General features: G+C 37.9%; 11 protein-coding genes. 8 read left to right on the top strand and 3 right to left on the bottom strand.

The genetic code is table 11. The annotated features are described in order from the left end of the window. The 8 genes from ABY905_RS07510 to ABY905_RS07545 all read left to right on the top strand — a co-directional run. Positions 1-296: ATP-binding cassette domain-containing protein (locus tag ABY905_RS07510; RefSeq protein ID WP_372642150.1), on the top strand; the 296-nt coding region annotated here is incomplete at its 5' end. A 3-nt stretch (positions 297-299) separates the two neighbouring features. Next, positions 300-3,584, top strand: a complete 3,285-nt coding sequence (locus ABY905_RS07515; protein WP_372642152.1) for an ABC transporter permease — start codon at positions 300-302, stop codon at positions 3,582-3,584. Positions 3,585-3,651: 67 nt separating this feature from the next. Then, positions 3,652-4,866, top strand: coding sequence for a PQQ-binding-like beta-propeller repeat protein (locus tag ABY905_RS07520; RefSeq protein ID WP_372642154.1), 1,215 nt, complete (start codon positions 3,652-3,654; stop codon positions 4,864-4,866). A 67-nt stretch (positions 4,867-4,933) separates the two neighbouring features. Then, entirely contained in the window at positions 4,934-5,776 is an 843-nt protein-coding gene (locus ABY905_RS07525) for an ATP-binding protein (RefSeq protein ID WP_372642156.1), read from the top strand. A 15-nt stretch (positions 5,777-5,791) separates the two neighbouring features. Beyond that, positions 5,792-6,985, top strand: a complete 1,194-nt coding sequence (locus ABY905_RS07530) for a radical SAM/SPASM domain-containing protein (protein WP_372642158.1) — start codon at positions 5,792-5,794, stop codon at positions 6,983-6,985. A gap of 90 nt (positions 6,986-7,075) precedes the next feature. After that, positions 7,076-8,680: a polyprenyl synthetase family protein gene (locus ABY905_RS07535; protein WP_372642160.1), complete on the top strand. Its 1,605-nt coding sequence runs from the start codon at positions 7,076-7,078 to the stop codon at positions 8,678-8,680. Beyond that, the gene (locus ABY905_RS07540; RefSeq protein WP_372642162.1) at positions 8,677-9,648 is read left to right on the top strand and encodes a prenyltransferase/squalene oxidase repeat-containing protein; all 972 of its coding nucleotides are present in this window, start codon (positions 8,677-8,679) and stop codon (positions 9,646-9,648) included. The genes ABY905_RS07535 and ABY905_RS07540 overlap by 4 nt, the downstream gene beginning before the upstream one ends. Before the next feature lie 13 nt (positions 9,649-9,661). Further along, the gene (locus ABY905_RS07545) at positions 9,662-11,416 is read left to right on the top strand and encodes a prenyltransferase/squalene oxidase repeat-containing protein (protein WP_372642164.1); all 1,755 of its coding nucleotides are present in this window, start codon (positions 9,662-9,664) and stop codon (positions 11,414-11,416) included. A gap of 120 nt (positions 11,417-11,536) precedes the next feature. On the opposite strand, the gene ABY905_RS07550 is transcribed toward ABY905_RS07545, so the two are convergent. From ABY905_RS07550 to ABY905_RS07560, 3 genes are all read right to left on the bottom strand, one after another. Continuing rightward, on the bottom strand, positions 11,537-12,580 hold the full coding sequence (locus tag ABY905_RS07550; protein WP_372642166.1) for a DUF6261 family protein: 1,044 nt from the start codon (positions 12,578-12,580) through the stop codon (positions 11,537-11,539). Between the two features lie 448 nt (positions 12,581-13,028). Beyond that, entirely contained in the window at positions 13,029-13,352 is a 324-nt protein-coding gene (locus ABY905_RS07555) for a DUF3817 domain-containing protein (protein WP_372642168.1), read from the bottom strand. 235 nt (positions 13,353-13,587) lie between these two features. Continuing rightward, positions 13,588-13,911 (bottom strand): hypothetical protein, encoded by a 324-nt coding sequence (locus ABY905_RS07560; protein ID WP_372642170.1) that lies wholly within the window; start codon positions 13,909-13,911, stop codon positions 13,588-13,590. Between the last annotated feature and the right edge of the window lie 134 nt (positions 13,912-14,045).

The following is a 14,045-nucleotide window of genomic DNA, read 5'->3' on the forward strand; positions in this document are numbered from 1 at the left end:
ATTTTGTGGGTCTATCGAATCAAATTCATCAACGACCTGGGCAAATGTCAGGCGGGGAATGTCAGCGTGCTGCAGTGGTAAGGGCGTTAATTCACCAACCTAAATTGATCTTCGCTGATGAACCAACGGGTTCATTGGATAAGGAAAGTGCCGATCAGTTGGCAAAACTATTTGTTCGAATCAACGAAGAGCAAGCTGTCACCATGATTGTTGTAACCCATTCTCAGGAATTGGCTCAATATATGAATCGAATTTGCCGAATTGAAAATGGTAAGATTCAAGAAACCCACAACTAGAAGATGAGCATCTATCAATACATATTAAAGAGTCTATGGTTTTTCAGAAAGCAGCATCTGGCTGTTTTATTGGGAACTATTATAAGTACAGCTGTTCTGACAGGAGCGCTAATTATTGGTGATTCTGTGAGATCGAGTTTGCATACTTTGTTGAATATGCGATTGGGTGAAATTGAATACGCCATGCCAACTGGTGATCGATTTGTGCGAGCTGAATTAGCTAAAGATATTTCTGCAGATTTAGGGATTAATGTTTCGCCAGTTTTGAGTGTAAAAGGCTTGGCTATTGAATCAGATTCTCAAACTCGTGCGAATGGCGTGCAAGTATACGGTATCGATAAAACTTTCTCTGATTTATCAGAAGAATCTTTACCTGAATCGAAAAAGGATGAGGTGGCAATAAGTGAAAATCTTGCTGATAAATTAGGTCTGACAGTTGGTGCAGAATTTTTACTTCGCGTAGAAAAGGCAAACTTGGTCCCAGTAAATGCACCCTTTGTTTCTGATGAAGATCAGTCTATAGCGCTTCGTTTGACAGTAAGTGCCGTATTGGGTGATGATCAACTTGGACGTTTTAGTCTGAGGAGTAATCAGGTTGCACCTTATAATATTTTTATCTCGCGGGAATTTCTTGCAGAAGAAATGGACTTGCAAGGAAAAGCTAATTTATTGCTAGTAAGTCGTAAAGGCGAAGATGGATTGACCGAGATAAAATTGAATGAAAGTCTGGCTAAAAAATGGCAGGTTGGCGATGCCGGTCTGCAATTTAAAGAACTGGAAGAACAATCGGTTTATGAGTTGAGTTCTGATCGAATCTTTATTGATGAGCCTATTGCCAGTGAGATTCAAAAGATGTGTTTGCCTAAGGATGCTTTACTGACCTATTTTATAAATGGCATCGAGTCTAAAACTGGTAAAACACCCTACTCATTTGTGACGGCGATAGAGAATGAAGATGTTTTCTCTGATATAAGAACAGATCGAATTCATATTAGCTCTTGGCTAGCAAAGGACTTGAAACTCAAAGTTGGTGATAGTTTGAAGTTACATTATTTTGTGATTGGGCCTCTACGTTCTCTGAAAGAAGATACAAGTAGTTTCTTAGTTTCAGGTATCTTTTATGAAAAGACAAAGAAGCTTGATAAAGCCATGATGCCTTCATTCCCCGGATTATCGAATGCTGGAAGTTGTAACGACTGGGATGCAGGGATTCCTATCGATTTCACCAAGATTCGAGATAAGGATGAGGCTTACTGGAAGAAATATAAAGGAACACCTAAGGCGATGATAGGTATGTCGAGTGCCTTAAATATGTGGAGTAATAAGTATGGACAATACACGGCTTTCCGCTTTTATAAAGAAGAGTTTTCTGTTCATGAGATTGAAGAGCAAATTTTGGAGCGCTTAAATCCTTCCATGCTTAACTTGAGCTTCATTTCAGTACGAGATCAGGGCGAGAATGCAGCTAACAATATGGTTGATTTTGGTGAACTCTTTCTGAGTCTGAGTTTCTTCATTATCGCTGCAGGTATTCTACTTACCTTATTGATTTATGCCTTAAATCTGGAAAATAGAAATCAGGAAACGGGGATTCTTAAAGGATTAGGCTTTAGCTATAGGAAAATATTAAGTCTCCGATTTTTAGAATCACTACCAACTGTCGTGTTTGGTGGGATCTTGGGTAGCCTTATTGGGATTGCCTATAATCAAGCCATCATTTGGGGCTTGAATTCAGTTTGGCAAGATGTCGTTCGGACTAATATGATCCAACTTGATGTACAAATGCAAACGCTGATTGTTGGAGCAGTAGTAGGCATGCTTATCGCTCTGCTCTCTATTTACTTTGTGAGTAGAAAGAACCTGAAGCGATCGGTAGTGGGTTTAATTCAAAATACGCAAGCCAATTCGAACTCAAAAAAGAAGAAAAGCCTTTCTCTTCTAATTGCAGCTTTCACTTTTATTATCTCAATTTCAATTGCAGCCTATGCCTTTGCAAGTTCTGAGATTTTGAATGCTGAATTACTGATGTCATCTGGCGGTTTGTTGATGATAGCTTGTTTTGCGGGTTTCTATTATTATCTGATTGTCAAGGACGAAACAAACAGTAGACATGTGCCATCCATAATGGAATTGGCAATTAAAAATGCTGCAAGAAATAAAGGGCGAAGTTTGACAACTATTGTTCTTCTGGCTCTTGGATGTTTTTCTGTCATGATTACAGGAGCCAATCGTAAAACATTTGTTGATGCTGAGAATTCTGTTCAATCGGGAACGGGGGCCTATAAATATTGGATAGAAACCACTTTGCCTGTCTTGAATGATATTAATACGGATGAGGGGAAAGAAAAATTGGGTTTGGCAGGAGATACAATTATTGATGCTGTTGATTTTGTGCAATTCCGAAGTCTGGCTGGTGACGATGCAAGCTGTTTAAATCTGAATCAGGTTCAACGTCCTCGCGTTTTGGGTTTCAATTCTGAGACCTTCGATAAACGTTCTGCTTTCTCATTTGCATCATTACATGAATCTGTTGATAAGAATCACCCTTGGTTAGCCCTAAATCAGGTTTTTGGTTCCAATGTGGTTCCTGCCTATGCTGACCAAACAGTGATTGTTTGGGGACTTAAAAAAACTGTTGGCGATACACTTTTGTATAAAAACGAATTTGGAAAAACCATTAAGTTACTTTTGATAGGAGGATTGAATAATTCCATCTTTCAAGGGAATATCCTGATTTCGGATCAAAACTTTCAAACGCATTATCCATCAGTAAGTGGCTCGAAACTGATTTTAGCTGATAGTAAAAATGAAGTTTTTATCAATACGATTGAAGACCAGTTACAAGATTATGGGCCACAGATTCAAAAAGCCAATGAACGATTAGCCGCTTTCTACTCTGTAGAGAATACCTACTTGAATATGTTTATGCTACTGGGAGCACTAGGTGTTATGATTGGCACTTTAGGTTTAGGCATCGTTTTGCTTAGAAACATGCTTGAGCGTAAAAAAGAATTGGCTCTTTTGAAAGCATTGGGCTTTGAACAAAAAAGCATTTTCAGATTGATCATGATTGAGAATCTGTTTTTATTGATAGTTGGCTTATTAAGTGGAGCTTTAGCTGCTTTGGTAGGAATGTTACCATCCTTATTTTCCGATGCTTTTTCAATACCTGTAGGCTTTGTTCTACAAGTAACACTTGCCATTCTAGTTTTTGCTTTGATATCGATTTATATCCCAGCAAAAATGGCAATGAAACAGAATTTAATTCAAAGTTTGAAAAATGAATAAGATTATAATACACCATATATATTTCAAAGAATAACTGACCCAAATCAATAACCTAACTGAAAGAACAATGAAAAATTTAAGCTTATTAGTCTGTTTGGTACTGTTTTTTTCATGTACTCCAAAAAAGAAAGAAGTCAGTCAATGGCGTGGTGAAAATCGAACGGGAATCTACGATGAAGCTAACCTTTTGACAGAATGGCCAGCAGATGGTCCAGCCTTATTGTGGGAGCACGAAGGTGTTGGTAATGGATACGGATCACCAGTGATCACTCACGATAAGCTTTTTATTAATGGCGAAATTGATAGTTTGGCCTATCTGATTGCTTTCGATTTAAAGGGGGAAATGCTTTGGAAGACCGAATTTGGTAAAGATTGGACAAAGAACTTTGTTGGCAGTCGTTCTGCTCCAACCGTAGTTGATGGTTTGGTATATGTTGCATCAAGTATGGGAGATATAGCTTGTATCGATACGGAGACAGGTGAGAAAAAGTGGGGCTTGAATATGATTGAGAAATTTAAGGGTAAGAATACTCGCTTTGGTTATTCTCAATCTCTTGAAATTGATGGTGACTTGGTGTATTGCGCTCCGGGAGGTGAAGATGTGAATATTGTTGCTTTAGATCGTTTTACAGGTGAAACCAAGTGGACTAATAAAGTTTTTGGTGAAGTTCCAGCTTACTGTTCTCCTTTATTATTGGAATTTCCAACACGTAATGTTTTGGTTACCTTCTCGGACAATGCCCTTTTCGGACTTGAATCTCAAACAGGGGAATTGCTATGGTCACACATGCAGGATACACTTTGCGATATACATGGAAATACGCCTATCTATGAAAATGGTTATTTGTATTATGTTGCCGGATGTGGCAATGGTACGGTGAAACTTCAAATCTCAAAGGATGGAAGTGAGATCACAGAAGTTTGGAGAAACAAGCAACTTGATAATATTATGGGTGGAGCGGTAAAAGTGAATGATAAGATCTTTGCTTCTGGTCATCGTAAAAAGAAATGGAAAGCAATTGATTCCAATTCAGGTGAGATGGTTGATAGCCTAAAATTTGGACGTGGAGCAACCATTGCTGCTAATGGACTTTTGTATTGCTACAATGAACAAGGTAAAGTCGCCTTAGTAAAAACAGAACCTAAGATGGAAATTATTAGTTCATTTAAAGTAGAAAATGGAACGAAAGAGCATTTTGCTCAACCCGTAATTAATAAGGGTGTTTTGTACATTCGTCATGGCAATGTTTTAATGGCATATAATATAAAGGCTCAAGGATAGATGTGAGTTCTAAGATGTGAGGTTTCAAATCTCACATCTCATTTCAAATTATTCAAATCTAAAGAATATGACTAAGAAAATATTTATTTGCGGTTGTGAGAAAGATGGAAAGATTGAGAAGAAATCTGTGGAAAGATTGATTCGAAGTCTTGAAGAGAAGAATATCGGCTACACCTATATTGAAGACCTTTGTGGAAGTGTATTTAAAAGCCCTGATGACTTGGAGAGTTTATTTACTGCTGAAGATGCCCTTGTTTTTGGTTGTCAATCTCGCGCTATGCAGAATCTGATAGACAACAGCGGGAAGAAAGTTCAAGAGAATAAAACAGAATACTATCATATAGATGATGAGGATGGCACTAAGCTTGTTGAATCGGTAAAAACAGATAATCCTAAAGCTCTGAAAATTAAATATGTCGATGAATGGAAACCTTGGTATCCGGTTATCGACTATGAGCGTTGTAATGGTTGCAGAAAATGTCTCAACTTTTGTTTATTCAGCGTTTATTCTGTCGAAGATGATGGAAGTGTTGTTGTTTCGGCTTCGGCCAATTGTAAGGATATGTGTCCTGCATGTGCTCGGGTTTGTCCTCAGAATGCTATTATTTTCCCAAAGCATCAGGAAAGTCCTATCGATGGTGGAGAAGGTGAAATGTTATCGGGAGATAATGTTCTTGAGCAAATCCAGAACGACGATGTGTATTCAGTTTTAAGCGCACGACGAAGCAATTTTAAAGTTTCTCTTTTGAAAAAGGAACAGTTGAAAATGGCAGAGGAAGAAAGGATAAACTGTAGCACGAAAGAAGAGCCACAAGATAAGGCCTGCGAATGCGATTGTAATTGTAAAACAGAAATCGAGCCAGATTGTGCTTGTAAGGATGAGGGATCGGATAAGAACTGTTGCTGCTAATAAGAGAACTTGAATATGATTTTAAAATTAGGAAATAGAATAATGCGACAAGTGGACTTCCGATTACTTTGGAAGATTGCCTATAACTTAGGTTGGAAAGGCATGCGCACTGTGGCTAAGCATAAGAAACGATTGAAGAAGGGTGAGTTATTTCCTGCTTTTTTAATGATTTCATTGACTGATAACTGCAATTTGAACTGTCAAGGCTGTTGGGTGAGTATCAACAATCAATCTAAGGGAATGGATGTTGAAACACTTAATAACGTGATTGAATCAGGAAAGAAAAAGGGTTCATACTTTTTTGGACTATTAGGAGGTGAACCTTTAATGTACCCTCATTTGTTTGAGGTGATGGAAAAACATTCTGATTGTTATTTTCAGCTCTTTACCAATGGAACCTTACTATCTGATGAATATGCTCAGCGTATGCGTCAGTTGGGAAATGTATCACCATTGATAAGTGTTGAGGGCCTAAAAGATGTGAGCGATGTTCGCCGTGGTGCCAATGATGTTTATGGTAGAACCATGAAAGGCATTGAAGCTTCTGTGAATAATAAACTATTTACGGGTGTAGCCACTTCTGTTTGTAAGTCAAATTTTAAGGAATTAGTCAGCGAAGATTTTATAAATGCATGCATAGCAAAAGGTGTTCATTATCTATGGTACTATATTTATAGACCTGTTGGAGCACGTCCAACAACTGAGTTGGCTTTGTCTGAAGAAGAAATTCTTGAACTCAGACAGTTTATGGTTGATATTCGAGTTAAAGCACCACTGATGATTATCGATACCTATTGGGATGGAGAAGGTAAAGCCATATGTCCTGGAGCTATTGGTTTGAGTCATCATATTAATCCTTTTGGTGATATCGAATTCTGTCCACCTATTCAATTTGCCAAAGAGAATATTGGTGATGGAAAAGATTTAGATCGTGTGATTGAGAATTCTGACTTCCTTAGGAATATGAGAACAAGAGTTACGGATAAAACTCAAGGCTGCATTTTATTGGATGATCCTGAATATCTAAATACAATATTGAAGGATTCTGGAGCCTATGATTCCTCGAACAGAAATGCAGGTTTTAACGAATTGAGTCAGATGAGACCTTGTGCCGGTCATCATATGCCAGGTAAGGAGATTCCTGAAAAGAGTTTTGTTTATCGCTTTGCGAAGAAATATTCCTTTTTTGGATTCGGAGCATACGGATAGATGCACATCAAGCGCGCTCACTGAGCGGAGCCGAAGTGAAGTTGAAATGTGAGGAAGTTTTAATAATCGTACCATTTAGCTATTTGGAAAATGATATTAAGAAAAAATAATCCTTCAGGAAGTTTAGGTAATAGTTTACCTCAATCGCCTGAAAAATTGAAACAAATAAGGGACTTGATTCGCGACTATGCGGCCGAGCGAGAACTGATTCCACCTTTGCAGGAGGAAGAGGTTATCTTTCACTCGGGCGAATTGATTAAGAAACATCCTGAGCTCTTCTTGTATCAGAAACTTTTGGCCGTCATGATCAACAATCATTCCTGGCGTGACATTGTTTCAGGTATTCCTTTCAATCGACGCATATTATTACTTCCAAAATGTATCTCTCACTCTACAGAATGTCCCGCTCAATTCGATGAGCTGGGTTTACTGTGTGAACAATGTGGTAAATGCGATATTGCTGATATCTTAACTCAGGCTGACGAATTGGGATATCATACGCTAGTGAGCGAAGGCACAACAACAGTTACAACTTTATTAACTTCTGGTAAGGTTGAGTGTGTGATTGGTGTTGGCTGTTTACATTCTTTCGAACGTTCTTTCCCTTTAGCTGTAAAAGAAGGCGTTCCATCAATTGCAATTCCTTTGTACAATAACAATTGTAAAGATTCTAAGGTAGATGAAATATGGTTGAATGAAGTTTTGCCTATCCGAAAGGAAAGCAATTGGCGAGGATGGATTAATATTGATGCTTTAAGGTCGGAGGTTGATTCATGGTTTGAGAAAGAGCAATTAGAGAATATACTGGAGGGTGATGATAAAAGCTCCCAGATTTCAAGAGATTGGTTGGCAGATGGAGGGAAGCGTTGGCGCCCATTAATTATGGTGGCTGTTTATAAAGCTCTAATGGGAACAGAAGCCAATTTGGATGAATGCATTCAAAAATTAGCCGTTTCAATTGAGAGTTTTCATAAGGCGTCATTGGTTCACGACGATATTGTTGATGATGACAATGAACGTTACGGAAAGCCTACACTTCATAAGCAATACGATACTTCAGTAGCCATAAATATTGGTGATCTAATTTTAGGATATGGTTACCAACTTATAGCGGAGTCGGGAGCAAAACATATGCGTAAACTTTTAAAAGTTGCTGCTCATGGGCATAGAGATTTATCCATAGGTCAAGGTGAAGAATTGCTTTGGCGACTAAATAAGAAACTCTTATCTGTTGATAAAATCATAAATATATTTAGCCTGAAAACCTCACCTGCCTTTGAAGTGGCTCTGAAGTTTGGTGCGATTATATCTGATGCTGATGACGAGGTGATGAATGTTCTGACAGATTATAGTTCTGCTATGGGAATTGCCTATCAGATTAAAGATGATTTAGACGATTTCAATCTTGAAAATATCGGCAATGCTTTTAATACGATTCAACCCTCATTGGTAACAGCTATCATTAATCGGAAATATCCAAATAAAATGGAAGCCTGGTTTAAGGCTTTTCAAAACGAAGATGACCTAAGCAAGAAAGAAATTTGGATGCAAACAGAAATCCGTGAAGGCATAAAAGAAGCTGAACAAATGTTAGAGGACTATAAATTGAAAGCTCTAAGTAGTCTTTCAAACCTAAAAAGTCCTGCACTTAAAATACTATTGACTCGCCTTTTAAATAAAATTCTGAATGGATGACAAACTGTAATCAGGAGATTTTAAAGGCTCTTTTCAAGACTAAAGAATTATTAAGCGATGAGGCTTTGTTGCAGATTCGAACTTTTGTGAGTGATTCAAAACATCAGCAAGGAGGATTTGAAGATAGAGCTGGAAAGCCTGATATTTATTATACCGTATTTGGATACACTTTAGCTTTCGTTTATGACATTGAGCTTGATATTGAAAAAGAATTCACTTTTCTAGAGAGTTGGAATAAAAAGCAAGAAGCCGACTTGGTTCATGCCGTTTGTTATATTCGATGTTATTTATTACTTCAAGTTATTCAGCAAAAGCAGAAATTTGGTTTTAAACCTGATGTTTCAGACTTTGATAGTTTTCTTGGTAAGATTATCATGAAGCGCTTGATAAGTAAAGTGAAGAAAAATTGCCAGAATCACTTCGATCTTATCGAAAGTTATAAGTCTAAAGATGGTGGCTTTAATCACAATAAAAAGCAAGCAGATCAAGCCACAATTTATGCGTCCTTTTTAGTTTGGACTCTCTTTCAAGATTTGGATGAGGATAAAAACCGTTTGAATGAGATAAGTCACCCAATTTCCAATTTGAAATGTTCCGATCATTCATTTGCCAATGATAGTTCTTCACAAACAGGAGTGACTTCTGCAACTGCTGCCGGCCTTATCATGACAGATGGTAAGCATAACGATTTGGAAGGAACAATTGCGTATTTAAGGCAGAATTACACGCCGAGAGGTGGCTTTAAAGCTGCTTCTGGTTTACCTATAGCCGATATTCTTTCTACAAGTACGGCATTATTAGCTCTTTATATCACTGGGGAGAATTTACAGGAACTATCAGATAAATCTATCGATTTTATTAATTTGCACTGGGATGAATCAGGTGGCTTTTTCGGCAGTATTGCCGATTTAACCTGTGATGTTGAATATACTTATTATGCCCTTTTAGGAATTGGAATCTTATTATAATTCTACCGAATTTATGGACGAAAAGAGGAAACAACTTTTTCAAAGCTTAGAGCAAAAAATTCTTTCATTAAGAAATGAAGATGGACTCTGGACTGGGCGTTTGTCGAGTAGCGCTTTATCAACGGCTTTAGCAGTTTTTGCTTTATGGCAATTCGATAAAGAAAAACATCGAAGCGAAATTGATCAAGGCCTTTTGTGGCTTATAGCTAATAGAAATACAGACAAAGGCTGGGGCGATACCATTAGAAGTCAGAGTAATTTAAGTACAACACTTTTAGTATGGGCTACTTTTTCTATAGTTGATGGAGAAGATGCCTATCAAGAATCCATTCATGAAGCCGAAATTTGGTTGAAAAGAAGAGTGGGAAGTCTGGATCCGGAAGCAATCAGCGAAGCCATATTAAACCACTACAAAAGCGATCAAACCTTTTCTGTTCCCATATTGGCTATGTGTGCCATTTCTGGACGATTGGGTGAGAAGGGATGGAAACTAGTCCCTCAGTTACCTTATCATCTTGCTATTTTTCCAAGTCGTCTGTTTCGATGGCTTAACCTCTCGGTGGTGAGTTATGCCATTCCAGCACTAATTGCTATTGGCTTAGTAAAAAGCCAGAATTCGAAGAAGGGTGTTTTTCGTCGGATTGTTAGAGCCGCTTGTAGAAAAAGAGTTTTAAATGTGCTTAAAGCTAAACAGCCCGATAATGGCGGTTTTTTAGAGGCAACTCCACTAACAGCTTTTGTTTTAATGAGTATGGTTAAGGCCAATTATAAAGACCTTGAAATTTGCGAAAAAGCCAGTCAATTTCTTGCTAAGTCTATTCGTGAAGATGGTTCTTGGCCTATCGATACTAATCTATCCACTTGGGTGAGTAGTTTGTCATTAAATGCCTTGAGTCCGGAATCTTTATCGAATCTTAATAAGCAAACCGAAATAAAATCCTACCTACTCGATCAACAATATAAAGAGATTCATCCGTTTACTCAGACTAAACCTGGTGGATGGGCCTGGACAAATCTACAAGGAGGCGTTCCTGATACAGATGATACATCAGGTGCATTAATTGCCTTACATCACCTTAACGGGGATGAGACAATACCTTTGGATAGTGCGAAGAATGGTATTCTATGGCTGATGAATATGCAGAATAGTGATGGTGGATTCCCGACCTTTTGTAAGGGGTGGGGCAAGTTGCCTTTCGATTGTTCTTGTCCTGATATTACAGCTCATGCCATAAAATCTTTCGTCGTTTGGAAAGAGAAGTTCGATAAGAAATTTCAGAATAAAATAGATAAAAGAATAAAGAAAGCGATTGCCTACTTAGGTAAAGCGCAATATCACGATGGTTCGTTTGCACCGCTTTGGTTTGGAAACGAGATGGCAGAACATCATCAAAATCCAGTATACGGAACGTCAATCGTTTTATATGGATTGGCCGAGCTTAAAAAGACCGGCTATTCAGGACTAGATGCTATGATGGCGAAAGCAATCCGATTTTTAGCCATGACTCAGCATCATCGTGGTGGTTGGGGAGGCGATAAAGATTTGCCACCAAGCATAGAGGAAACCTCATTGGCTCTTCGTGCAATGGCAGCTTGTGGTAAGGAGAGCTTGGCCAATCGTGCAGCCGATTGTTTAATGGAGATTATTCCAGAAAACCTGGATGATATTAAGGCGACACCAATCGGGCTTTATTTTGCCTCGCTGTGGTATTACGAAGATATGTATCCATTGGTATTTGCCTGTTCGGCACTTAAGGAATTAGAATAAAGAAAAAGATGTTTAAATCTTTTCCCTCTTTTTATACCAATGTCTTGATGTAAATAAAAAAAACGCCCTCTTGCTATTTAAGCAAGAGGGCATTTTTAAATAAATGTGTAGTTGTACTAATTAAGATATTTCAACTTCTTCGAGCTCTTGACTCTTGTTAGTTCGTTTTTTTATGGCGATTTCAATTTTCTGAATACTAAGGTTTATTTGTTTAATCATCGTGTCCAAGTCCCCACCCGGCGATATGTCAGACATCACCTCTAAATACTTAAACATCTTTATCAAATTGTCAGTCAACCGAATTCTAATCTCGTGAGTTTCGTTATCATTCAGTTCACTCACTTTTTTGTCTTTCCTCAAAGCGATAGCAGCAAACAAAACATCCAGTGAGGTTTGCATGTTTGCGATATAGACATCTAATTTAATAGCTGTAAGTGCCGCTTTAATTTCTGGCTTATTGGCACAATCGTTTAAGAAAAGCTTTGCTGTTGCATTTTGCACCTGATAACTCTCGTTGTGCAAATTACTACCATGCGTGTTAATCAACTCGTTCAAAATAGCCGCACTGGCTCGCTCTGCAGCTACTGGGCTTAACATGCAAGCCTTGACCACATATTTTAAGGCTCGCCACGAATCGTTAAAAGCGTCATCGGCAATCTTCACAGCCTGTGTTTCGTTTACTGTACCCAGCTTGTTCAGCTGATTCTTAAACTCAGTATTACTCTCCTGAACCCAAGTTTGGAGGTTAAGCACATTGGCTACTGTCCAATCGTACGAATTGGTGATAGTTAGCACATCATTGCTCAAGGATAGCAGTTCTGCATTACGCAATCTTTTAGAATAGAATTTCGTTATTATCATTACATAAGTATTTATTAAAAGCAAATCTAAGTTATAGTTTACATCTTGCAAATCAAAATATATGATAACTAAATATGAATGATCATCCTTGTTAGTAGACAATAATTGAGTATTTTCAGTCGTTGTATTGTTCTGTTTGTGCTGGATAACATATTCTGAGCGGATAATCAATATTAAAAAACGAATGTTCAGTAGTGAGTGGCTTCCACTATTTCCCACTTTTGGGAAAGACCAAACTGATTCTGATTCTAGCTTTCCCATTTGTGGGAAACGATCAACTGAAATGATTTGAGGCCTTCCCATTTTTTGGGGGTATTAAACCGAAGTGCTTTCTGTGCTTCCCATTTTTGGGAAGGCCCAACTGAAATGAAGCGAGGTCTTCCCAATTTTGGGATGTATTAAACTGAAGTGCTTTCTGTGCTTCCCAATTTTGGGAGATGCTCAAGTAAAACTGAGCAGGCCTTCCCAATTTTGGGATGTATTAAACCGAAGTGCTTTCTGTGCTTCCCAATTTTGGGAAACACTCAACTGAAACGTGCGAAGCCTTCCCAATTTTTGGACGTATTAAACCGAAGTGCTTTCTGTGCTTCCCATTTTTGGAAAATGCTCAGCTGAAACGTTGGAAAGCCTATATAATAAGGGGAAGACATAAAAAAGCCCAAACTCTTGTGGGAGTATGGGCGATATATTCTAGAGGGCAAAACTGGGCCTTAGTTTAGTGAGGAATTCGCAATCAGAATATTCATTTTGACTATTTGTTTGTAGCAGCTAATAATTCATCCTCAACTTCCATTTTAAGAATTCTTTGGTCTACTATAAATGTTGCAATGGGAAATAGAGATGCAGCCAGACAAATGAGTGTTTTCATGAGACTCCACTTCTTTTTCATTGCATAATAGACCACCCAAACGCAATATAAGATGAATAATATACCGTGAATGCTTCCTACGATCTTATTGGGTAGCCCCATCTCAAACCCATACTTAAGAATAATGGTTGGGATTAATAAGAGGTAAGAGATTCCTTCTATAATAGCAAGTATACGTAGCTGACCAAGAATTGTGCTTAATTTCATTCTATTTGGTTTTGGATTGACTCGTTTATTCTGTCAATTTTCAATTCATATTTTTTGAACAGCACAAAGATTGAAAATTTCTAGAATCTATAGCTTAGGCAATTCCCTCAATCTCATACGAAAAGTCTATATGAACATCTAAAATATTGAAGTGGGGCAGGGCATAAAAAAAGCCCAAACTCTTGTGGGAGTATGGGCGATATATTCTAGAGGGCAAAACTGGCCTTTAGTCAGTCTACTTTTTCAATAGTTTATCAGCAACTACCTGAGCGTCCTGGCAATATTTGTCATTACCCTTTAGTGTCCACTCGCCAGTTTTTTCGATGTAAAACTTAACTGTTTTCTCTACAACTTCTTCATAACCGCCATAGGCTGTTAGCATTTCTTGCACCTCTTCATTATAGTCAGCTCTGCTTATTTCATCGGACAACACCATGGTCCAGCGTTTATTAATACGCTTAGATTTCTCTTTGCAAACTGGGTCAGTCGATTTATAAGCCATTAAAAAAAGTGAAAGTGCTTTTGCTTCTGGTGATGGTTTTGATGATAATTTTGCCATGGTCTATATTGTCTATTTAAATTAGTAGCCTTAGAACAGCTTACTTTTACAGTGCAAATTTATGAAAATAAGTTTGTAAACAAGATCTAATAAGTAGCTAAGGCTATAAGTCGAGGGAAAATAGTATGCTTCTG

Source organism: Ancylomarina sp. (assembly GCF_041555295.1).
Lineage (GTDB): Bacteria > Bacteroidota > Bacteroidia > Bacteroidales > Marinifilaceae > Ancylomarina.

Bases quoted from the DNA above. Each gene is read 5' to 3' on its own strand.
- ABY905_RS07540 (WP_372642162.1), top strand. From the start codon at position 8,677: ATGACAAACTGTAATCAGGAGATTTTAAAGGCTCTTTTCAAGACTAAA.
- ABY905_RS07545 (WP_372642164.1), top strand. From the start codon at position 9,662: ATGGACGAAAAGAGGAAACAACTTTTTCAAAGCTTAGAGCAAAAAATT.
- ABY905_RS07535 (WP_372642160.1), top strand. From the start codon at position 7,076: ATGATATTAAGAAAAAATAATCCTTCAGGAAGTTTAGGTAATAGTTTA.
- ABY905_RS07560 (WP_372642170.1), bottom strand. From the start codon at position 13,911: ATGGCAAAATTATCATCAAAACCATCACCAGAAGCAAAAGCACTTTCA.
- ABY905_RS07555 (WP_372642168.1), bottom strand. From the start codon at position 13,352: ATGAAATTAAGCACAATTCTTGGTCAGCTACGTATACTTGCTATTATA.
- ABY905_RS07515 (WP_372642152.1), top strand. From the start codon at position 300: ATGAGCATCTATCAATACATATTAAAGAGTCTATGGTTTTTCAGAAAG.
- ABY905_RS07550 (WP_372642166.1), bottom strand. From the start codon at position 12,580: ATGGGAAGGCCTCAAATCATTTCAGTTGATCGTTTCCCACAAATGGGA.
- ABY905_RS07530 (WP_372642158.1), top strand. From the start codon at position 5,792: ATGATTTTAAAATTAGGAAATAGAATAATGCGACAAGTGGACTTCCGA.
- ABY905_RS07525 (WP_372642156.1), top strand. From the start codon at position 4,934: ATGACTAAGAAAATATTTATTTGCGGTTGTGAGAAAGATGGAAAGATT.
- ABY905_RS07520 (WP_372642154.1), top strand. From the start codon at position 3,652: ATGAAAAATTTAAGCTTATTAGTCTGTTTGGTACTGTTTTTTTCATGT.